The sequence below is a fragment of the Rhodococcus sp. NPDC057297 genome, from assembly GCF_042667435.1.
In the GTDB taxonomy this organism is placed as follows: domain Bacteria; phylum Actinomycetota; class Actinomycetes; order Mycobacteriales; family Mycobacteriaceae; genus Rhodococcoides.
In genome coordinates, this window is sequence record NZ_JBHUZE010000012.1 from 1 (window position 1) to 21,503 (window position 21,503).

Sequence of the window (21,503 nt, forward strand, 5' to 3'; positions counted from 1 at the left end):
TTCAGGGTGTTTGGGGCAACTTCTCCAGCCTATCCCAGCTTGGTCTCGGAAGCAAGCTCCGACTCTTGGTGGGTAGAACTGGAATTTCATGTTCCATCAGGCTCCGACGTCCAACCTCGTGTCCGGGACCGTGTAGGCCCTGGTCGGTGTCCGTGTCGCTCTGACTCGACAAAAGTTACGCGAGCAGAATCCCTCGCGCAAATCGCCAGGTCGAGGAAATTCTGGACAAGATTTCCGCAGGTAGCCCGCTCGTCACGACGAACCGGAAGGCGCCTCGTCGCAAAATTCGTGAATGTGACGCCGGACATAGACGCGTTCAGCCATGGCGCACGAGGGCCAGAACATGCTCGGGCACAGGGATTCCCGCGTCCACGTCCGCAGCCCGGGTCGGCTCGGCGAAGTCGTCGCGCACGGGAACGACGCCTGCCCACACTCCACCCGCTTCGACATCTCGCTCGTCGTCCGCCGGGTCGCCGGTTCGCGCCTTCACCGATGCCTCGTAGAGCGGCAGGGCAAGTACCGCCGTTGCCGCCAACTCTTTCCGCGTATGCGCACGAAGATGCTCACTGCGCCCCTCCACCACCTGATCGACGATTGCAGCAAGTGCGCGCACGCGTTCCTCGTCGTCGACAACCATTCGCGGCCGGCCGTACACAATGGCACTTCGGTAGTTCATGGAATGGTGAAACGCCGACCTCGCCAGAACCAAGCCGTCGAGAACAGTGACAGTCACACAGATCTCCCCGTTCGGAGCGTCCACCAAGCTGCGAGCGGCCACCGATCCGTGCACGTACAGAGTCCCGCCCCTGTCGGGACCGTCATGATCGACAGCGAACACCGTAGGAAGAACACGCACACTGCCGTCGACCACCACGCCCAGATGGCATATCCGCGCCGCCGCCAGAACGTCGACAAGGTCGGAACGCTCGGTCCGCGCTCGCGCTCTCCCTCGCCTGATGGTGGTGCGTTCTGTCGGCGACAACTCGGTTTCGATACTCACATCGTCGATCATCGGTCACCATTGGCCTAGTGTCATGATCCAATCGAGTCGCTTTTCAATAGACCACTTGGAGGCAAGCATGCTGCCGATGTCCCTGATCATCTCGGTCGACCGGACGGATCCCCGCACGCTTCCGGTGCAGATCGCGGACGGGATACGACAGGCCATCGACTCCGCTCACCTGGCTCCGAACACCCGATTGCCAAGCAGCAGAGCCCTTTCCGTCGAACTCGAAGTCGCTCGGGGCGTGGTCGAGAGTGCCTACGATCAACTGACCGCGGAGGGGTGGCTACAACCGCGCGCGGGATCGGGAACGTTCGTGCGCCGTCTCACCGGCGCCACCACACCGACGCGGCCGTCGACCACCTCCCGTACGACCGGAACCACGGACACCCACGGCCGTATTCGACTTGCCACCGGAACACCGTGGGTTCCCCCCATCTCGACGGCGTGGAAGCGCGCGTGGCGGGACGTCGGCACAGTGCCGCAACCGAAGGAATACCCAGACCCTCGCGGCGACCGCAGGCTCCGAGTCGCCATCGCAGACCTACTTGGTCGCGCGCGTGGACTCCACACATCAGCCGAATCGGTTGTCGTCACCACCGGGAGCATGCACGGGATGAGCCTGGCCCTGGCCGCGCTGTCGCCCGAAGACGGCACTTCCCCTCCCGTCCTGGCACACGAGAACCCGGGCTACCGGGTCGCGACCACAGCCGCCCGACGCTGGGGGTGGTCCGTCTTCGACGTTCCGGTCGACCACGACGGAATTGTCACCGATGATCTGGACATCACGCCCCAGACCACCCGTGCGGTGTACTCGACGCCGTCTCACCAGTACCCCACCGGCGGCCTGCTCCCCGTCGGCCGCCGACGCGCCCTCGCCGCGTTCGCGCGATCACGCAACGCGATGATCATCGAGGACGACTACGATTCCGAATTCCGTTACGACGTAGCACCTTTGCCCACCATCGCGGAACTGGCTCCCGACCGTACCGTCTATCTCGGAACCGTCGCGAAGACGCTCGGCGGCGGTATCAGACTCGGCTGGCTCGTCGCCCCGCCCGACGTCGTCGAACACGTCGCGCACGTTCGCGCAGACCTGGGCGACTACCCGTCGGCACCCGTCCAACAGGCCATGCTCTCACTGCTGCGAGACGGCGAATGGGACAGAACCGTTCGAGCCGCCCGACGCGTCTACCGCCAACGCGACAGACTGGTGGCCGCCGCACTCGCGCCCTTCGGCGAACTGCGCGGTGTCGGCGCGGGAATGCACACCACACTCCTGCTCGACACCGCCACCGCGACCGCCGTGGCAGAACGAGCGGCGGCTGCCGGCGTCGATGTCGACACTCTCGCTAGATCCACACGTTCCCCGTCGCCCGTCACCGGACTGATCGTCGGATACGGATCGGTGTCCGACGACGAACTGACCTACGGCCTCGACATGCTGGTCGACGCGCTGACGTCCGTCAGCTGACTCGCTCGATGCTTCCGCCGAGATCGGTCAGGTTCTCCACAAACCTCGGGTAGCCACGATCGATGTGGTAGACATCGTGCACCTCGGTGACCCCGTCGGCGCAGAGTCCCGCCAGTACCAGCCCGGCACCCGCTCTGATGTCGGACGACCACACGGGAGCACTAGACAGCTGGGCTACGCCGCGCACCACCGCGTGGTGACCGTCGGTACGGGCGTCGGCGCCGAGCCGAATCATCTCCTCGACGAACCGGAAACGCGCTTCGAAGACGTTCTCGGTGATCATCGACGTTCCGTTGGCCACCGCGGCGAGACCGATCGCCATCGGCTGCAGGTCGGTAGGAAAACCTGGGAACGGCAACGTCGCGAAGTTCACGGCGGTCGGCCGCTCACGCTGAACGACGCGGAACCCGTCGGCCTCGGACGTCACCTCCGAACCCGCAAGCCTCAGCTTGTCCAACACCAGTGACAGGTGCTTGGGGTTGACCCCTCGAACTCGCACGTCGCCCCGCGTCATCGCGGCAGCGATTCCCCACGTCGCAGCGACGATTCGGTCACCGATCACCTTGTGCGTCGTGGGCTTCAACGACTCGACGCCCTTGATGGTCAACGTCGACGTGCCGGCACCGCTGACCTGCGCGCCCATCTCGTTGAGCATGTTGCAGACGTCGACGATGTCGGGTTCACGCGCAGCGTTGTCGATGACGGTTTCGCCCTTTGCGAGAACCGCGGCCATCAAGATGTTCTCCGTCGCGCCGACGGACGGGAACGCAAGGCGAATGTTCGCACCCCGCAGTTCCTCGGCTTCCGCAACCACGCAACCGTGCTGGATCTCGCTGTGCGCTCCGAGCAGGCGAAGGCCCGACTGGTGCATATCCAACGGACGAGACCCGATCGCGTCGCCACCGGGAAGCGCAACCACCGCGCGTTTGCACCGGGCGACGAGCGGACCGAGGACACACACCGATGCTCGGAACTGCGTGACCGCCGGGAAATCTGCATGGTGCTTGGGTTCCGCCGGCGTGGTGATGTGCACGACGTCGCCTTCCAGCACGACCTCGCACCCCAGTCCGCGGAGGACCTCGGCCATCAACGGCACGTCGAGGATGTCCGGGCAGTTGGTGATGGTGCTCGTGCCCTCGGCGAGCAGCGCTGCCGCCATCAACTTGAGCACGCTGTTCTTCGCGCCGCCGACCGACACCTCACCGACGAGCCGGTTACCACCGGAGACCAAAAAGCGTTCACTCACAGTTCGACAGCGTAGCCAGGGTTCGGTCGCCCCATCCGGGCGGTACCGTAGCGCCATGGCTGTGCACCTGACTCGCATCTACACCCGCACCGGTGACGACGGAACCACCGGTCTCAGCGACTTCTCGCGAGTCGGAAAGAACGATCCGCGGCTCGTTGCGTACGCGGACTGCGACGAGACCAACGCGAGCCTCGGAGTCGTTCTGGCACTGGGCAATCCGTCGGAGAAGGTCGTCTCGGTCATTCGAACGATTCAAAGCGACCTGTTCGACGCCGGGGCCGATCTCTCGACACCCGTCGTCGCGGAACCCGAGTATCCACCCCTACGCATCGATCAGTCCTACGTCGACCGCCTCGAAGGATGGTGCGACGAGTTCAACGAGGGCCTGCAGGCGCTCGACTCGTTCATCCTTCCCGGAGGTACTCCCCTCGCGGCGCTGCTGCACACATCCCGCACAGTGGCGCGCCGAGCAGAACGCTCGGCATGGGCAGCGGTGGACGCCAACCCCGACAACACGAGCGTCCTACCAGCGAAATACCTGAACAGGCTCTCCGATCTGCTGTTCATCCTGAGCAGATACGCGAACCCCGAGGGTGACGTGAAATGGGTGCCGGGAGCATCTCGCTCCACCGACACGTAGATCAGGCGGCGGGCCGACCTCGCCGAGAGCGGCCGGACGGCCTCGATTCCAGCCACGACATGAAAGCTGTGAGTGCACCCCGGTCGAGAGCGATTTCGTAACACTGGCCCTGATCGGTCAGCTCGAGAATCGCGATCTCGTCGGACATGATGTCGAATTCGTCGTTGCGTGGCGTGCGACGCTCTCCGACCTCGATGCCTTGACGGCTCATCCGGTGGTCCGGGCCGGGCCGCAGGCTCGACAGCTTGAAGAACACCAGGGTGTTGTCCCCGTACCGGATGACACCGTGCCGCCAACCACTTCCACCCGCGGCGGGCGTCGTGCGCAGAATGGCGGCCGTCCCACCGCGACGAAGAATGGTGAGGCGATACAGAAAAGCCGCGACGAGGCCTGCGAGCAGCACAACCAGAATGATCAGAACGATCACTCCCATGTGCATCACAGAACCTCGTCGCGGCTTTCTCGTGGAACCTAGGCCCGCTCGACGGCGCGAATTCGGCCCTTCGCCACAGCGAGGGCTTCCTTGTCGTCGCCGCCGGCGTCGAGGACCGAACGGGCAGCGTCGACGTCGATGTCCTGAGCGAAGTCCGCGGACTCCGCCAGGACCGTCACGGTCTTACCCGTCACGGACAGGAACCCACCGTGAACCGCAGCAACGATCTTCTCGCCGTCGGTCGTCGTGATGGACACCGTGCCTGCCTCGACGAGCTGGCCGAGCACTGGCTCGTGGCCGGCCATGATGCCGATCTCGCCCTCGGTCGTCTGAGCACTGACCAGGGTCGCGTTGCCGGACCACAGCTCGCGCTCGACCGCGACGAGAGCGACCTCCATGCCGGAGCTTTCCGCAGAAGTCACGTCGGGCTACTTTCCGGCGATCTTCTTGGCTGCAGCCTCGACGTCGTCGAGTCCACCGCAGCTGTTGAATGCCTGCTCGGGAAGGTGGTCGTACTCGCCCTTGGTGACCTTGTCGAACGCCTCGATGGTGTCCGAGAGGGACACGACCGAGCCGGCCTCGCCGGTGAACTTCTCGGCCACGATGAAGTTCTGTCCGAGGAACTTCTGGAGGCGACGTGCGCGACCGACCAGAACCTTGTCCTCTTCCTGAAGCTCGTCCATACCGAGGATGGCGATGATGTCCTGCAGTTCCTTGTACTTCTGCAGGATTCGCTTGACCTCGTTGGCGACGCGGAAGTGCTCCGCACCGACGATGCCCGGCTCGAGGATTCGCGACGTCGAGCTGAGCGGGTCCACAGCGGGGTAGATACCCATCTGCGAAATCGGACGCGACAGCTCGGTGGTGGCGTCGAGGTGGGCGAACGTCGTCGCAGGCGCCGGGTCGGTGTAGTCGTCGGCGGGAACGTAGATCGCCTGCAGGGAGGTGATCGAGCGTCCACGGGTCGAGGTGATGCGCTCCTGGAGCTCACCCATCTCGTCCGCCAGCGTCGGCTGGTAACCCACGGCAGAAGGCATACGTCCCAGCAGGGTCGACACCTCGGAACCTGCCTGCGTGAAACGGAAGATGTTGTCGATGAACAGCAGCACGTCCTGGCCCTGAACATCGCGGAAGTACTCCGCCATGGTCAGTGCGGACAGGGCGACGCGCATACGCGTGCCCGGCGGCTCGTCCATCTGGCCGAAGACGAGGGCGGTGTCCTGGAGGACGCCCATCTCTTCCATCTCGAGGTGGAGGTCGGTTCCCTCACGGGTGCGCTCGCCGACGCCGGCGAACACCGACGTACCGGAGAACTCACGCGCGATACGGGTGATCATCTCCTGGATCAGAACGGTCTTGCCGACACCGGCACCACCGAACAGACCGATCTTTCCACCCTTCACGTACGGGGTGAGGAGGTCGATGACCTTGATGCCGGTCTCGAGGATCTCCGTCTTGCCCTCGAGCTGATCGAAGGCTGGTGGCTTGCGGTGGATGCCCCACTGCTCGCCGTCGCGTCCGAGGCCCGGGCTGTCGAGGCAGTCACCGAGGGCATTGAACACGTGGCCCTTGACGACGTCGCCGACGGGCACCGAGATCGGCTTGCCGGAGTCGGACACCGAAGCGCCACGAACCAGGCCGTCGGTCGGCTGCATCGAGATGGTGCGGACCAGGTTGTCACCGAGGTGCTGTGCAACCTCGAGTGTCAGGGTCTTCGCCACCGTCGGCAGCGTGATCTCTGCGTGGAGTGCGTTGAACAAGGCGGGGATGGAGCCGCGCGGGAACTCGACGTCCACAACGGGGCCGATGACCCGAACGACACGGCCGGACTGAGTGTCCGCTCCGCTCGCGTTCTCTTGGGCTACTGCTGCGGTCATTGCTTAGTCACTTCCTGCGCTGTCAGCCAACGCGTTTGCGCCACCAACGATTTCGCTGATTTCCTGGGTGATCTGGGCTTGCCGAGCCTGGTTTGCCTGACGGCTCAGGGTCTCGACCAATTCGTTCGCGTTGTCCGTGGCCGCCTTCATGGCAGTACGGCGCGCGGCCGACTCGGATGCAGCCGCATCGAGCAGCGAGGAGTAGACCCTCGTGCTGATGTACTTCGGCAGCAGAGCCGACAGGAGAGTTCCGGCTTCGGGCTCGAAATCGTACTGAGCCTGAACCTCGGACGCCGACGGGGAATCGGTCAAAGCATCCGCGCCCAGCTCGATTTCCTCGTCCGTGTACGACACCTCGAGCGGAGCCATACGCCGAACCTCGGGCTTCTGCGTCAGCATCGACACGAACCGCGTGTAGACGATGTGCAGCTCGTCGACGCCCTCCACGGTGCCTTCACCGTTGGGAGCCTCGACCTCGGAGCCCGAACCCGCCATGAACAGCTCGACCAGGTGCTTGCTCGCCTTTGCTGCGTCCGCGTAGCCGGGCTCCTGCGAGAAACCCGTCCACGCACCCTTCACGTCGCGCTGACGGAAGGTGTAGTAGCCGAGGCCCTTTGCGCCGAGCACGTAGATGACCGGATCCTTGCCCTCCTTGCGCAGAAGCTGAAACAGCTCCTCCGCTTCTTTGAGGACGTTGGAGTTGTAGCCACCGCACATGCCGCGGTCACTGGTGACGACCAGAACTGCTGCACGCTTGGGCTCTTCGCGCTCGTTCAGCAACGGGTGGTCGAGCGAACCCGACGCACTGGCCAGCGCGGAGAGGACCTTGGTGATCTCCTCTGCGTACGGCTTCGAAGCCGCAACGCGTGCCTGCGCCTTGGTGATTCGCGACGTGGCGATCAGCTCTTGAGCTTTGGTGATCTTCTTCGTCGAGTTGACCGACTTGATCCGGGAACGTAGCTCGAGAATGCTTGCCATCTAGCTGTTCACGCTCCCTTCTCTGCTCGTAAAGACACTTGGCATCTCGTAAGACCTACTTACTGACTGTCTTGCGAGTGACGTTGACCTGCTCCTGGCTGACCTCGTCGGGGTTCAGCGTGTCCGCCTCTGCCTCGTTGACGACGCGGTTGCCCTCGGAGTCGAGGAACCCTGCCTTGAACTTCTCGGTTGCCTCGAGCAGCGACTTCTGAGCGTCGTCGTCGAGAGCCTTGCCACCGGCGATGCTGTCGTAGACGCCGCTCGCGTTGCGGTGCAGGTCCTCGAGCAGCTCGCTCTCGAAGCGACGGACGTCGCCGACGGGAACGGAGTCGTACGTGCCCTGACCGGCGAGCCAGATCGAGACGATCTGATCCTCGACGGCAACCGGTGCGTACTGGTCCTGCTTGAGGAGCTCGACGAGGCGAGCACCGCGGTCCAGCTGAGCCTTCGATGCAGCATCCAGGTCCGACGCGAACGCCGAGAATGCTTCCAGCTCACGGAACTGAGCGAGCTCGAGGCGAAGCGAACCGGAGACCTTCTTCATGCCCTTGGTCTGCGCAGCACCACCGACTCGGGACACCGAGATACCGACGTTGATCGCGGGACGAACACCCTTGTTGAAGAGGTCCGACTCAAGGAAGACCTGTCCGTCGGTGATCGAGATGACGTTGGTCGGGATGTACGCCGAGACGTCGTTGGCCTTGGTCTCGATGATCGGCAGCGCCGTCAACGATCCACCGCCGAGCTCGTCGGACAGCTTTGCCGAACGCTCGAGCAGACGCGAGTGCAAGTAGAAGACGTCACCGGGGTATGCCTCGCGGCCCGGCGGACGACGCAGCAGAAGCGAGATGGCGCGGTACGCCTCGGCCTGCTTGGTCAGGTCGTCGAACACGATGAGGACGTGCTTGCCCTGGTACATCCAGTGCTGGCCGATGGCCGAACCGGTGTACGGAGCCAGCCACTTGAAGCCGGCCGAATCGGATGCGGGAGCCGCGACGATGGTCGTGTACTCGAGTGCACCCTGCTCTTCGAGCGCAGCCTTGACGCCTGCGATCGTGGAGCCCTTCTGACCGATGGCGACGTAGATGCAGCGAACCTGCTTCTTCTCGTCCCCGGATTCCCAGTTGGCCTTCTGGTTGAGGATGGCGTCGATGCAGACGGCCGTCTTGCCCGTCTTGCGGTCACCGATGACGAGCTGGCGCTGTCCGCGACCGATCGGCGTCATGGCGTCGATGGCCTTGATGCCGGTCTGCAGCGGCTCTTCCACCGGCTGGCGCTCGAGCACGGACGCAGCCTGCAGTTCGAGGGCGCGGTTCTCGCTGGACTCGATGTCGCCGAGGCCGTCGATGGGCTGGCCGAGTGGGTTGACGACGCGGCCGAGGTAGCCGTCGCCGACCGGCACGGACAGAACGTCGCCGGTGCGCTTGACTTCCTGGCCTTCTTCGATGTGCTCGTAGTCACCGAGGATGACGGCACCGATTTCGGTGGCATCCAGGTTGAGCGCCACACCGAGAACGCCACCGGGGAATTCCAGCAGCTCGTTGGACATCGCCGACGGCAGTCCGGACACGTGAGCGATACCGTCGCTCGTGTCGGTAACCGTGCCGACCTCCTCGCGAGAGGACTCCGGTGAGTAGCTCGCGGTGAAGTTCTCGATCGCGCTACGGATCTCGTCGGAGGAGATCGTCAGCTCCGCCATATTTTTTCCTGCTCTTCCTTCAATGTTCGCGGTGTGAAGGGCTTCGAAGGTTCGAAACGCTTCTTCGTAAGAAGTGGTGTCCGCTCGCGGACTACTTGAGGGTCTTTCGTAGTGCGGCGAGACGACCCGCCCCGCTGCCGTCGATGACCTCGTCGCCGACCCGGACCACCAGTCCGCTGAGCAGTTCGGCATCGACCTCGACATGCACGGTGACCGGCTTGCCGTAGGTGCGTGTGAGTGTCGCGGTCAGCTTCTCGAGCTGGCTGGCGCTGAGCGGAGCAGCACTCCGCACGTGTGCGACAGCCCGATCGCGAACCTGTGCCGCCAAGCCTGCAAGCGCATCGAGTGCGTCCGCAGGTGCCGTCTTGCGCAGGCGGCTGACCGTCTGGATTGCCAGGGCTTCGGTCACCGCGGTGACCTTGCCGTACAGCAACCGACCCAGCAGCTCACGCTTCGCCTGAACCGGCTTGCCGAGATCCGACAATGCCTGTTCCAGCTGAGGATTCGCGGCGACGATGCGACCGAGGCGGAACAATTCGTCCTCGACCGTGTCGAGCTGATCCTGATCGGCCGCGGCGCGAAGCAGTGCTTCCCGACCCAGTTCGACCAGAGAGTTCAGCAGGTCGGACGCCTTGGACCAGTTGTCCGCGACGGCGGACTTCAGGATCTGCGCCGTGGTGGCGGAGACCTGACCGGCGAACACTTCCTCCGCGAGCGCGCTGCGACGTTCGGCAGAGACCGAAGCGTCGGCCAGCGCAGTACGCAACGTGCGCTGGCCGTCGAGGGCCTCCACGACTGCGAAGAGCTCTGCACCGGTCTGAGCAGCGACCGCTGTCGCGTCCCCCGCCTGTCCCAGTGCTTCGTTCGCAACCGAACGCGTGCGAGCGAGAGCCTCGCGAGAAGTTGCGTACATGGTTATCTCACTTTCCCGCTGCAGAGTCAGCGGTGACGGAGTCGAGTTCGCTCAGGAAGCGGTCGATCGAACCAGCGCGCTTGGCCTCGTCGGACAGCTGCTCTCCGATGACCTTCTCTGCGAGTTCGACTGCAGTGCGTCCCAGGTCGCCACGGAGTTCCGTCACGATCTGCTGGCGCTGCGCAGCGAGCTGGTTGTGGCCTGCAGCCACGATCCGGTCGCTTTCTTCCTGTGCCTTCGTCTTCATTTCGGCGAGGATGGCCTGGCCTTGAGTGCGCGCTTCCTCACGGATCTGCGCAGCCTCGGCGCGGGCGTCGGCAAGCTGCTTCTGGTACTGCTCGAGAGCAGCCTTGGCTTCTGCCTGAGCCTCTTCGGCCTTCTTGATGCCGCCTTCGATCAGATCGCTACGCTGCGCCAACACTTCCTGGAACTTCGGAAGGATGTACTTCCAGAAGACGAAGCCGATGACAGCGATGCAGACCGCAGACCAAACGATGTCGTATGTCGCGGGGAGGAGAGGATTGATGTCCTCGCCTTCCTCCGCGGCCAAGATCGCGATGTTGGTTGCCATAGTGGATTAACCGAACAGGAAGCCGGCGACGATACCGATCAGCGCGAGCGCTTCGGTGAACGCGATGCCGAGGAACATGTTGGTACGGATGGTGCCCTGAAGCTCAGGCTGGCGAGCGATGCCCTCGATAGCCTTTCCGACCACGATGCCTACACCGATGCCAGGTCCGATGGCAGCGAGGCCGTAACCGATTGCGCCGTAGCCGCCACCCGTGACGGTGGTTTCGGTGACTTCCTGTGCCAGGTACGCGAGGCTCATTTGATTTCCGTTCCCTTTCTGTTGCCCATCACCGGTCGGTGCGTGGGTCAGGTAGATCTTGGTCGTGCGGTCTAGTGAGAATCGGCGTGCAGATCAGTGCGAGTCTGCATGCAGGGCGAGATCGATGTACACCGCGGTCAGCAGTGCGAACACGTACGCCTGCAGACCGATGACGAGCATCTCGAACAGCGTGAAGCCGAAGCCCGCTGCAAGGGAGAACACGCCGAAAATCTTCATTCCCGCCGCGGCCTGGAAGAAGAAGAACTGAGTCGCGCTGAAGAACAGCACGAGCATGAGGTGGCCGGCCAGCATGTTCGCCATGAGACGAACGGTGAGCGTGAACGGACGGAGGATGAACGTCGAGATGAACTCGATCGGAATCAGAATGATGTGCAGTGCGGGCGGGACGTCCGGAACCACGACGCTGCTCTTGACGTACTTGAAGAATCCGTACTTCTTGATTCCCACGTAGTTGAACGTCACGTAGGCGATCAGTGCGAGCACGATCGGCATACCGATTCGAGCGTTCGGCGAGATGTTCAGGAACGGGATGATGCCCGACAGGTTCATGAACAGCACGGCGAAGAAAATCGTCATGATGATCGGCAGGAACCGCCTGCCCTGCTCCTTGCCGAGAATCTCGTCGGCGATCTGCACCTTGACGAAGTCCAGCATGTACTCGATGCAGTTCTGCAGACCACGCGGAACGACCTTCGGGCTGCGCATGGCCACTGCGAACAGCACGACCAACACGAGGGTCATCAGGATGCGGATCAGCATCAGCCGGTCGAGTTCGAAGGGTGTGCCCTCGAACAGCACAGCGGGAGGAAAGAAGTCGGATAGTGACGGCGGGTGGAACTCCGCAGCCAGGTTGGTGACGCTCAGCGGTCTCTCCCGTGTTCGGGCCGCAGACGCCAAAGGACTGCGGTTCGATCGGACATTGACGATCTATCAAGTCGACGAGATCGGCTCGAGGTCGTCAGCAGCTGAGGCCTGGTCTTGAAAGGCCAGCGTCTGTCGGGTGTCGGCGACTCACGTCGACTCGGTAACTTTGCGGCCGCGTCTGTAAGCAATTTCACGCAGCTTCGGTTACCTGCAAGGGCTGTTCTGCACGCCTTTTGTCCTATTAGCGGCAGTCCTACCCTTACTTGGTCGGAACTTTATCAACACAACTACGACGTTGTGTAGGTGGGGCTACTTCTTGACCGATTACGACTGGTCGTCGTACTACGCCTTGTCGGATTCAGGATCGTCGACGTAGGGGGCCTTCGTACGGACGACACCGTATACCTCCGCGCCGAGAACCAGAACCAGTGCGGCGATCACCACCCCGGCAAGAGCTTTTCTGTTGTAGAAATCCATGTCCTTCAGAACCGCGAGCACGACAACGGCGATAAGCATCTTCACGATCCAGCCACCGAGCAGCACCGCGCCTGCCATCGTCGGCGGAAACTTGGACGTCAGGGCGATGGACAGCGCCGTGGTGAGAATGAATCCCCCACCGAGTGCCGCACCGATGAGCGCACCCCACAAACCGGGAAGACCGGCGGCCACCGTGGCGACGACGGCTCCGAGAACCGTCAGCGCAAGGAGGCCGATGATTCCGTACCGAACCGCGGCTCGCATCGAGTCGGACTGATCGGGCACCGGAGAAGGAGAGAAGCTCACAGCCGCACAGACTACCCAGCCATGTCCGACTTCAGGCCCGACGGCCTCGTCCAGCGGACTTTCTGGTGCGCCTGCGCTGCCTGGCCATGTCGAGACGGATGCTCGGCACGGCCGTCACCACCAGTGCGAACACCAATCCGGCAGCAACCAGCAACACCACTATTCGACGGTCGATCAACGACGAGCCGACGGCGCCGAACGCGAGGACACCGACCCAGAGGTAGATCACCAACACCACGCGCCGGTGAGAGTGCCCGATCTGCAGCAAACGGTGGTGCAGATGCATCTTGTCGGGACTGAACGGACTTCGGCCTGCGCGCGTCCGTCGGATCACCGCGAGAAGGAGATCGAGGATCGGGATGAACATCACCGCGCCGACCAGGAGCAACGGCGACAGCAGACCGAGGAGGTCGCGTGGGCCGTACGCGACGAGCGGGATTCTGCCCGACGCACTGGTTGCGACCGTCGCGAGCATCAGCCCGATCATCATGGACCCGGAGTCGCCCATGAAGATCCGCGCAGGCTGGAAATTGTGCGGAAGAAATCCCAGGCAGGCACCGGCCAACGTCGCCGCGATGATCGCCGGCGGATAGATACCGGTGTCGCCGCCCTGCTCGTGCAACAGTCCGACGGAGAAGACACAGATGGCGAGCGACGCGATCAACCCGAGCCCTGCCGCGAGGCCGTCCAGACCGTCGACGAAGTTCATGGCATTGACCATCACGACCGTCACCAGCACCGTCACCAGCCCGGCCTGGAGCTGATCGAGCACGAGAGTGCTACCGCCGTCCGGCCCCCAAGGCAGATAGACGATGTTCCAACTCACGCCCATCACGACGAGCACACCCGCCGCCGTCACCTGCCCGACGAATTTGGTGAGCGCATCGAGGCCCCACCGGTCGTCGATGATCCCTACCGCGACGATCACGAACCCGGCGACGGCCGCAGCTCGGACGTCCTGGTTGTAGGCCGAGTCGAAACCACGTGCGAGAGCAGGTAGCTGCGACGCGAACAACAAGGCAACCAGCATCCCGAGGAACATTCCGGTCCCGCCGAGACGCGGCGTCGGCGTCACGTGCACGTCGCGGTCACGCGGAGCGGCGACGGCGCCGAACTTGACGGCGAGAACTCGCACACCGCCGGTCGCCAGGAACGTCACCACGGCAGCCGTGAAGAACACCAGCAGGAGCTCGCGAATCGGGACGCCTGCGCCCTGGCCGGACTGTGCAAGAACCTCGACCGTCATATGACGGGATACGCAGGCTTGCGTGCCACGAGGGTGGTGACCTCGTCCTTGACGGCGGCGAGTTCACGGTCACCGTCCGCGGTGCCTGCCTCCGCGCGGACCGCACGGGCCACGAGAGATCCGACCGCATTCATATCTTCTGCGTCGAATCCCTGAGTCGTCACCGCCGCGGAACCGACCCGGATGCCCGACGCCACCGCCGGCGGAGCAGGGTCGAACGGAATCGCGTTCTTGTTGAGCGTGATCCCGGCTGCGGCACAGCGCGCCTCCGCGGTACGGCCGTCGATTCTCAGATGCTGGAGGTCGAACAGAATCAGATGCGTGTCGGTCCCTCCCGACACTGCGCGCATCCCGGCGTCGACCAGAGAGGTGGACAGTGTCCGGGCGTTCGCGACGACCTGGGCTGCATAGCGCGCGTAACTCTCGGTCTGCGCCTCACCGAACGCGACGGCCTTGGCCGCGATCGTGTGCATCATCGGCCCGCCCTGACCGAACGGAAACACAGCCTTGTCGACGGCGCGCGCATGCTCCGCGCGGCACATCAACATTCCTCCGCGAGGCCCTCGCAGCACCTTGTGAGTGGTCGCGGACACCACGTCGGCGTACGGAACGGGCGAGGGAATCGCCTTGCCCGCCACCAGTCCGATGAAGTGCGCCGCGTCCACCCACAAAATGGCGCCCACCTCGTCGGCGATAGCTCTGAAGGCCGCGAAGTCGAGCTCACGCGAGTACGCCGTCGCCCCCGCGACGATGATGCGCGGGCGGTGGACCAGCGCGAGTTCACGGACCTCGTCGTAATCGATCAGTTCCGTGTCTTTTCGCACGTGATACGGCACCGCGGTGAACCATCGGCCGGAGAAGTTGACCGTCGCCCCGTGGGTGAGGTGGCCGCCGTGTGGGAGGCTCATCGCCAGAACCGAGTCGCCCGGCTGCGCAAAGGCTGCATAGACCGCGAGGTTCGCCGAAGCGCCGGAATGAGGTTGCACGTTGACGTGATCCGCGCCGAACAGCGCCTTCGCTCGTTCGATCGCAATGGTCTCCGCACGATCGACGACCTCGCAGCCCCCGTAGTACCGCGCACCCGGGTAACCCTCGGCGTACTTGTTGGTCAGCACGCTCCCCTGCGCCGCGAGAACAGCAGGCGACGTCAGGTTCTCGCTCGCGATGAGCTGCAGACCGCCGCGCTGACGGTCCAGCTCGTCCAGGACGATCCCCGCGATCTCGGGATCGGACGCCTCGAGCGCCGCGAAGTCGGGTCCGTGGAAACGCGGCTCGGTCATGTCGAACTCCCCTGCGTCAGGCTCTCCGCCGTCACTCCGAGCACCTCGGCGACGGCTTCGGTCGCGATGGCGCCGGCGCGCAGGATCCTCGGCTGCTCGGACGTGAGGTCGACGATCGTCGACGCTTTCGCGTGCGCCGCGGGCCCGCCGTCGAGATACACCGCCGCGGATCCGCCGAGCTGATCGCGAGCTTCGACGACCGTCGTCGCCGGGGGTTGTCCGGAGATGTTCGCACTCGAGACGGCAAGCGGTCCGACTTCGCGGAGCAGTTCGAGCGCCACCGGGTGCAGCGGCATCCTGAGCATCACCGTGCCCTGCGCGTCACCGAGATCCCAGGCAAGAGACGGTGCCTGCTGCACGACGAGGCTCAGCGCGCCCGGCCAGAAGGCTCGGATCAGATCTCTGGTGCGCGGTCTGACGCTGCCGACCAGTCCGTCGATGGTGTTCCACGAACCCACGAGAACGGGGACCGGCATGTCGCGCCCACGGCCCTTGGCGCGGAGAAGATCGGTGACCGCGCTGCCGTCGAACGCATCGGCCGCGAGGCCGTACAACGTGTCCGTCGGCATGACGACGAGGCGACCGGATTTGAGTGCGCCTCTGGCTGCAGACAACCCTGCTGTTCGTGAATCGGTGTGCTGGCAGTCGTAGACGGTACTCACCTGTTCATCTTCTCACCTGTGTCTCCCGCGGTGCAGGACGCCTCTGCCGTGCGTCGCCTACCCGTCCGGCGGCAGCCGAGTGACGTCAGCTGTCTGCGGACACTGCGCGCGACGCAACGACGAACCGGGGGCGTCCGGACAGGTCGGGGTGCTCGACGACGTTGCCGAACACACGGCGCTTCTCGAACAGCGCAGCGACACGGTCACCGTGAGAATCGTCGTGTTCGACGCCTACTCCCCCGCCGACCCGCAGCCACCGCGCGATGTTCTGGATCATCGGCTCGATGACCGACAGACCGTCGACACCTCCGAACAGTGCGAGATGCGGGTCGTGATCGATCACCTCGGGATCCAGCTCGGCGCCCTCCGGGATGTAAGGCGGATTGGCGACGACGACGTCGACGCGACCATCCAGTTCTCGCAGCAGGTCGCGGTCGGTGACATCGCCGTGGTGGAGGGTGATGGGCGTGTCTCCCCGCTCGGCCCGCAGGTCTGCGTTGCGCCGAGCCCACGCGAGAGCCGACGGGTCGAGTTCGACGGCGTGGACCTGAGCGTCGGGCCTGGCGTTGGCGAGCGCCAGCGCGAGTGCCCCCGATCCGGTACACAGATCGAGAATCACCGGCGGCTTGCGATCGACACCCTCGAGGAATGCGAGCGCCCACCCGAGCAGCAGCTCCGTCTCCGGCCTCGGAACGAAAACCCCCGGTCCGACCTCGACGTCGATGTTGCCGAGCGCCGTCGTTCCGGTGATGTACTGCAACGGGATTCGCTTGGCACGCTGTTCGATGGTGCGGTTGTAGGCCTCGACCACCTCGGGTTCCACGAGAGGGACCAGACCGAGCCGACCGCGCTCGACTCCGACGAGATGAGACGCGAGCAGCTCCGCGTCCACCCGTGGGCTCGGAACACCGGCCGCTTCGAGCGTCGCTGTTGCTTCGAGAATGGCCAGTCGAAGAGGTTTCCGGGTCACGGTTACAGCCTGCCACGTCCCGCCGGCCACCCACGCGACGGTCAGATTCGCTTCAGCAGCTCGGCCTTCTTCGAGAAGAACTCGTCGTCCGTGAGGATCCCTTTGCCGTGCAGTGCCGCCAACGCCTCGATGGCCGACGTGATCTCGTCCAGATTCGTCGACGGTGGCGCTACCGGGCTCGTCGTGGGCGCGGGATCTGGTGCGGAACCGGAATTCGAATCGGCCTGCGCGGGATCCACCAGCGGAAGACTTGCCGCGGTGAACGTTCCGTACTGGCTGGCGAACTCCACCGAGCCTGGACTCCCGCCCTGCTGTTGCTGAACACCGCCGATCGAGTGGTCGAGAGTGTCGTACACCGACAACCGTCCACCGACCAGAACAGCGAGCCGCCGCGCAGCAGGAAAATACGCGTACTGCGAACCGTTCTGACCGCCGCTCGAACTGGGGCTTCCGAGGTCGCTCGGCCACCAGTTCCCGCCGAAACCCTGGTTCGACGGCAGCGGCGGATAGATCTGGTGCGAGGCCAGAAGCTCGGAGAGATCACGGCACAAACCGTCGACGCGAGCTTTGAGACCGTGATCGAACATGTTGCCGACCATCGTCATTCCGCCGCGCATCCATTGGCCACCGCCACCGAGCTCGGGAATGTGGAACTGAGCCATCGATCCCCGGCCGGCATTCACGGCGTCGAGCATCGCCCGCACAGCGTCGGTGGACACGCCGTGACGAGCGGCCAGGTCCGCCACGGCGTCCTCGCCTGTGGGTGTGAGCTGCTGATGCATCGGTTTCCCCTTCGTGTGCCCGTGCGGTCTCGTGCAGCGGAACCTACGCGCTCACGACCACATCATTCTGCCTGCATCCGAGCGTCGCGGTCGGCCTTGCCCAGGGCGTCGAGGAGAGCGTCGAGCTCGCCGTCGAGCACCGCGTCGAGATTGTGAGACTTGAACCCGATCCGGTGATCGGTGATGCGGTTCTCCGGAAAGTTGTACGTGCGGATGCGTTCCGAGCGGTCGACGGTACGGACCTGGCTCGCCCGACCGGCCGCGGCTTCCTCGTCGGCGGCCTCTTCGGCGGCGGCCTGCAACCGCGCCGCGAGAACCTGCATCGCACGCGCCTTGTTCTGCAACTGCGACCGCTCGTTCTGGCAGGTGACGACGATGCCCGTCGGCAAGTGCGTGATGCGCACCGCGGAGTCCGTCGTGTTGACGCCCTGACCACCCTTGCCCGAGGACCGGTAGACGTCGATGCGCAGGTCGGTCTCGTCGATCTGGACTTCCTCGACCTCGTCGGGCTCCGGGTACACGAGAATTCCGGCGGCCGACGTGTGCACTCTGCCCTGCGATTCGGTCACGGGAACGCGCTGCACGCGGTGGACGCCACCTTCGAACTTCAGCCGCGCCCAGACACCGTCGAGCGGATCGCCCTTGGCCTTGATCGACAGGGTCGCATCCTTGTATCCGCCGAGATCGGACACGTTCGCATCGAGAATTTCGACGCGCCATCCGCGACGCTCGGCGTACCGGACGTACATCCGTGCAAGGTCCGCGGCGAACAGCGCTGATTCCTCGCCTCCCTCACCGGACTTGACCTCCATGACGATGTCGTCGCCGTCGTGCGGATCGCGCGGTGCGAGCAAATCGGCGAGCGTCTGTTCGAGCGACTCGACGGTGCGCTCGAGCTCCGGGATCTCGGCAGCGAACGACGCGTCGTCGGCGGCGAGCTCACGAGCTGCAGCCAGATCATCCGTGGCGGACACCAGCTTTCCGTGTACCGACATGATGGGCGCCAGCTCGGCGAAACGCTTGCCGGCCTTGCGCGCAGCGGACGGATCGTTGTGCAGAGCCGGATCGGCCAACTGCTGCTCGAGGCCTGAATGTTCGGCCAGAATGTCGTCGATGGCCGAAGGCTTCGTGGTCCTCGCCATGGTGTCGCTCCGCTCTGCTTCCCTGAAAAAGAATCGGTGGTGAAAAGCCGAACGCCCGCCCTGCAGACATCGCAGGACGGGCGTCGGGAGAGCAGCTAGCTGTCGGCTGCAGCCTTCTTGCCGGCGCGCTTTCCGTAGCGAGCCTCGAAGCGTGCAACGCGACCACCGGTGTCGAGGATCTTCTGCTTGCCCGTGTAGAACGGGTGGCACTGCGAGCAAACCTCGACGTTGATGCGCTCTTTGTCGGTGGTGCTGCGCGTCTCGAAAGTATTTCCGCAACCGCACACGACCGTGGTCAGCGTGTAGTCGGGGTGAATTCCTGCCTTCATGGTGTCCCTTTCATATGGTCGCCGGGTCGACCTCGCCGTTCGAGGACGTGAACCGGAACCGGACTCGGCCGTTCAGTATGCCAGATATGCGATCCGACCTGCTAATCGCTCACCGACAGTGGCTTCAACACGAACCCCTGTCGGCTTGTTCCCCGCTGGGAGTACTTGTGTGTCCCAGGGGACACACAAGTACTCACGAGGTCAGTCGTCGAGCGCGCCGGGTGCCGTCTTCGACACCTGGATCAGGAACTCGATGTTGCTCTTGCTCTTCTTCAACCGGTCGATCAGCAGATCGATCGCCTGATGCGAATCGAGACCGGACAACACGCGACGCAGCTTGTGCAGCACCGCGGCTTCGTCCGAACTCAGCAGCAGTTCGTCCTTGCGGGTACCCGACGGGTTGACGTCGACCGCAGGGAACACACGACGCTCGGCGATCTTGCGATCGAGCTTGAGCTCCGCGTTACCGGTGCCCTTGAACTCCTCGAAGATCACCGTGTCGCCGGTCGAACCGGTCTCGACCATCGCCGTGGCGATGATGGTGAGCGATCCACCGTTCTCGATGTTGCGAGCAGCACCGAGGAAACGCTTCGGCGGGTAGAGGGCCGTGGAATCGACACCACCGGACAGGATCCGGCCCGACGCAGGTGAACTGTTGTTGTACGCACGACCCAGACGGGTGATGGAGTCGAGCAACACGACGACGTCCTGGCCGGCTTCCACGAGACGCTTCGCGCGCTCGATCGCGAGCTCGGCGACCGAGGTGTGATCGCCCGGCGGACGGTCGAACGTGGAGGCGATGACCTCACCGTTCACCGAACGCTGCATGTCGGTCACTTCCTCGGGACGCTCGTCGACCAGAACGACCATGAGGTAGCACTCGGGGTTGTTGACCGAGATCGCGTTGGCGATGGCCTGCAGAACGCTCGTCTTGCCTGCCTTCGGCGGGCTCACGATCAATGCACGCTGGCCCTTACCGATCGGCATGACCAGGTCGATGATGCGCGTGGTCAGGATGTTCGGCGTGGTCTCGAGCCGCAGACGCTGGTTCGGGTACAGCGGCGTGAGCTTGCCGAACTCGGGACGCTTGCGCGCGGCCTCGACGTCTCCGCCGTTGACCGTGTCCAGACGCACCAGTGGGTTGAACTTCTGACGCTGGTTCGACTGCTCACCCTCGCGGGCCACCCGGACGGCGCCGGTGATCGCGTCACCGCGACGAAGACCGTTCTTGCGCACCAGGTTCATCGACACGTACACGTCGTTCGGGCCCGCAAGGTAGCCGGACGTACGCACGAACGCGTAGTTGTCCAGGACATCGAGGATGCCCGCTACCGGCTGAAGAACATCGTCCTCGCGGATCTCGGGCTCGCGCTCGTTGCCACCGCCGCCTTCGCCGCGGTCACGACCACGCCGACGCTCACGGAACCGACGGCCCCTGCGTCCGCGGCCGTCGCCGTCGTCCTCGGCGTTGTCCCGATTGTCCCGTCCGTCACGCGGACCATTGCCGCGGTCCTCGGAACGGTTGTCGTTCTGGTTCTGATTGCGATTGCGGTTCCGGCCGTTCTCGCCGCGCGAGTTCTCCCGGTTGCCGTCACGGCTGTCCCGGTTGCCGTCGCGGCTGTCCCGGTTGCCGTCACCACGGTTGTTGTCGCGGTTGCGGTCTCCGCGGCCACCCTCGGCGCGGTTGCCCTCGCCGTCCTGGCCTGCCGAATCACGGCCGGGTGCGTCACCGCGCTGTGCGCGAGCACCGTCGTTGCTGTCGGCAGCGTTGCGGTTATCGGCAGCGTTGCGGTTGTCGGCAGCGTTGCGGTTCTCTCGGTCACCACGATCGGCGCGAGCGCGACGCGGTCGCGTCGATGAACCGGTGTCCGACGCCGGGGCATCGGGGGTCGATCCCGAGTCCTGCTGAGCGGCGTCCGAATCGACCGACTGCGAGGCAGTGTCGTCCAGCGGAAGCTGGTCGGGAGCGCCTGCTCGGCGGCCTGCGGTGCGTCGACCACGTGTCCGGCGGGGCGGCTCGGTCGACGCGTCGTCGGACGCGGGCGCATCTGCTGCGGCCGGGGCTTCGGCTGCAGGAGCCTCGGCAGCGGGAGCGGCGTCCTGCGCACGAGCCTTATCGGCTGCGCCTCGCCTTGTTGCCTTGGGCGCCTCGGTCGTTGCCGACGCACCACCGCCCTGACGTGCAGAGATGGCGGCGATCAGATCGCCCTTGCGCATGCCGGAAATGCTTTTGATTCCGAGTTCGCCCGCGAGAGTACGCAGCTCGGTGAGCACCATTCCGGACAGGCCAGCTCCACGACGCGTCTTTTCGGGCGCAGAGATCAGTTCCGTA

At 64.5% G+C, this 21,503-nt stretch carries 22 protein-coding genes; 2 read left to right on the forward strand and 20 right to left on the reverse strand.

Annotated features, from left to right (window positions below):
• Positions 1 to 316: 316 nt before the first annotated feature.
• A complete protein-coding gene (locus ACFULT_RS25310; protein WP_378482862.1) occupies positions 317 to 1,012 on the reverse strand; it encodes a pyridoxamine 5'-phosphate oxidase family protein in 696 nt (231 codons plus the stop codon).
• 76 nt (positions 1,013 to 1,088) lie between these two features.
• On the opposite strand from ACFULT_RS25310, the gene ACFULT_RS25315 reads away from it, so the two are divergent.
• Entirely contained in the window at positions 1,089 to 2,477 is a 1,389-nt protein-coding gene (locus tag ACFULT_RS25315; RefSeq protein WP_378482863.1) for a PLP-dependent aminotransferase family protein, read from the forward strand.
• On the opposite strand, the gene murA is transcribed toward ACFULT_RS25315, so the two are convergent.
• Entirely contained in the window at positions 2,470 to 3,723 is a 1,254-nt protein-coding gene (murA, locus tag ACFULT_RS25320; RefSeq protein WP_094721016.1) for a UDP-N-acetylglucosamine 1-carboxyvinyltransferase, read from the reverse strand. The genes ACFULT_RS25315 and murA overlap by 8 nt on opposite strands.
• Positions 3,724 to 3,778: 55 nt before the next feature.
• Here murA and ACFULT_RS25325 point away from each other — a divergent pair, with 55 nt between their 5' ends.
• On the forward strand, positions 3,779 to 4,363 hold the full coding sequence (locus tag ACFULT_RS25325; protein ID WP_378482864.1) for a cob(I)yrinic acid a,c-diamide adenosyltransferase: 585 nt from the start codon (positions 3,779 to 3,781) through the stop codon (positions 4,361 to 4,363).
• A gap of 1 nt (position 4,364) precedes the next feature.
• Here the strand turns inward: ACFULT_RS25325 and ACFULT_RS25330 are convergent, their stop codons facing one another.
• From ACFULT_RS25330 to rho, 18 genes are all read right to left on the reverse strand, one after another.
• Positions 4,365 to 4,802 (reverse strand): DUF2550 domain-containing protein, encoded by a 438-nt coding sequence (locus ACFULT_RS25330; RefSeq protein WP_037104705.1) that lies wholly within the window; start codon positions 4,800 to 4,802, stop codon positions 4,365 to 4,367.
• A 32-nt stretch (positions 4,803 to 4,834) separates the two neighbouring features.
• Positions 4,835 to 5,194 (reverse strand): F0F1 ATP synthase subunit epsilon, encoded by a 360-nt coding sequence (locus tag ACFULT_RS25335; RefSeq protein ID WP_019667286.1) that lies wholly within the window; start codon positions 5,192 to 5,194, stop codon positions 4,835 to 4,837.
• A 30-nt stretch (positions 5,195 to 5,224) separates the two neighbouring features.
• Positions 5,225 to 6,673 (reverse strand): F0F1 ATP synthase subunit beta, encoded by a 1,449-nt coding sequence (gene atpD, locus ACFULT_RS25340; RefSeq protein WP_019667285.1) that lies wholly within the window; start codon positions 6,671 to 6,673, stop codon positions 5,225 to 5,227.
• A 3-nt stretch (positions 6,674 to 6,676) separates the two neighbouring features.
• Positions 6,677 to 7,651, reverse strand: coding sequence for a F0F1 ATP synthase subunit gamma (locus ACFULT_RS25345; RefSeq protein WP_094721014.1), 975 nt, complete (start codon positions 7,649 to 7,651; stop codon positions 6,677 to 6,679).
• Positions 7,652 to 7,706: 55 nt separating this feature from the next.
• A complete protein-coding gene (atpA, locus tag ACFULT_RS25350; RefSeq protein ID WP_019667283.1) occupies positions 7,707 to 9,350 on the reverse strand; it encodes a F0F1 ATP synthase subunit alpha in 1,644 nt (547 codons plus the stop codon).
• 91 nt (positions 9,351 to 9,441) lie between these two features.
• The gene (locus ACFULT_RS25355) at positions 9,442 to 10,263 is read right to left on the reverse strand and encodes a F0F1 ATP synthase subunit delta (RefSeq protein ID WP_019667282.1); all 822 of its coding nucleotides are present in this window, start codon (positions 10,261 to 10,263) and stop codon (positions 9,442 to 9,444) included.
• 7 nt (positions 10,264 to 10,270) lie between these two features.
• Positions 10,271 to 10,834 (reverse strand): F0F1 ATP synthase subunit B, encoded by a 564-nt coding sequence (locus ACFULT_RS25360; protein ID WP_019667281.1) that lies wholly within the window; start codon positions 10,832 to 10,834, stop codon positions 10,271 to 10,273.
• Between the two features lie 6 nt (positions 10,835 to 10,840).
• Complete coding sequence (locus tag ACFULT_RS25365) at positions 10,841 to 11,092, reverse strand: ATP synthase F0 subunit C (protein ID WP_019667280.1); 252 nt, start codon at positions 11,090 to 11,092, stop codon at positions 10,841 to 10,843.
• Positions 11,093 to 11,185: 93 nt separating this feature from the next.
• Positions 11,186 to 11,911: a F0F1 ATP synthase subunit A gene (gene atpB, locus ACFULT_RS25370; protein WP_019667279.1), complete on the reverse strand. Its 726-nt coding sequence runs from the start codon at positions 11,909 to 11,911 to the stop codon at positions 11,186 to 11,188.
• Positions 11,912 to 12,319: 408 nt separating this feature from the next.
• Entirely contained in the window at positions 12,320 to 12,760 is a 441-nt protein-coding gene (locus ACFULT_RS25375; protein WP_019667277.1) for a hypothetical protein, read from the reverse strand.
• A 31-nt stretch (positions 12,761 to 12,791) separates the two neighbouring features.
• Entirely contained in the window at positions 12,792 to 14,006 is a 1,215-nt protein-coding gene (locus ACFULT_RS25380; protein ID WP_019667276.1) for a glycosyltransferase family 4 protein, read from the reverse strand.
• Positions 14,003 to 15,286: a serine hydroxymethyltransferase gene (gene glyA / locus ACFULT_RS25385; RefSeq protein WP_378482865.1), complete on the reverse strand. Its 1,284-nt coding sequence runs from the start codon at positions 15,284 to 15,286 to the stop codon at positions 14,003 to 14,005. The genes ACFULT_RS25380 and glyA overlap by 4 nt, the downstream gene beginning before the upstream one ends.
• Positions 15,283 to 15,948: an L-threonylcarbamoyladenylate synthase gene (locus tag ACFULT_RS25390; RefSeq protein WP_037104693.1), complete on the reverse strand. Its 666-nt coding sequence runs from the start codon at positions 15,946 to 15,948 to the stop codon at positions 15,283 to 15,285. The genes glyA and ACFULT_RS25390 overlap by 4 nt, the downstream gene beginning before the upstream one ends.
• Before the next feature lie 85 nt (positions 15,949 to 16,033).
• A complete protein-coding gene (prmC, locus tag ACFULT_RS25395) occupies positions 16,034 to 16,918 on the reverse strand; it encodes a peptide chain release factor N(5)-glutamine methyltransferase (protein ID WP_378482866.1) in 885 nt (294 codons plus the stop codon).
• Positions 16,919 to 16,959: 41 nt separating this feature from the next.
• Positions 16,960 to 17,700: an SHOCT domain-containing protein gene (locus ACFULT_RS25400; RefSeq protein WP_378482867.1), complete on the reverse strand. Its 741-nt coding sequence runs from the start codon at positions 17,698 to 17,700 to the stop codon at positions 16,960 to 16,962.
• 62 nt (positions 17,701 to 17,762) lie between these two features.
• A complete protein-coding gene (gene prfA, locus ACFULT_RS25405; protein ID WP_094721011.1) occupies positions 17,763 to 18,842 on the reverse strand; it encodes a peptide chain release factor 1 in 1,080 nt (359 codons plus the stop codon).
• 95 nt (positions 18,843 to 18,937) lie between these two features.
• Positions 18,938 to 19,171: a 50S ribosomal protein L31 gene (gene rpmE / locus ACFULT_RS25410; protein WP_019667270.1), complete on the reverse strand. Its 234-nt coding sequence runs from the start codon at positions 19,169 to 19,171 to the stop codon at positions 18,938 to 18,940.
• Between the two features lie 201 nt (positions 19,172 to 19,372).
• Positions 19,373 to 21,448, reverse strand: a complete 2,076-nt coding sequence (rho, locus tag ACFULT_RS25415; protein WP_378482922.1) for a transcription termination factor Rho — start codon at positions 21,446 to 21,448, stop codon at positions 19,373 to 19,375.
• Positions 21,449 to 21,503 lie beyond the last annotated feature (55 nt).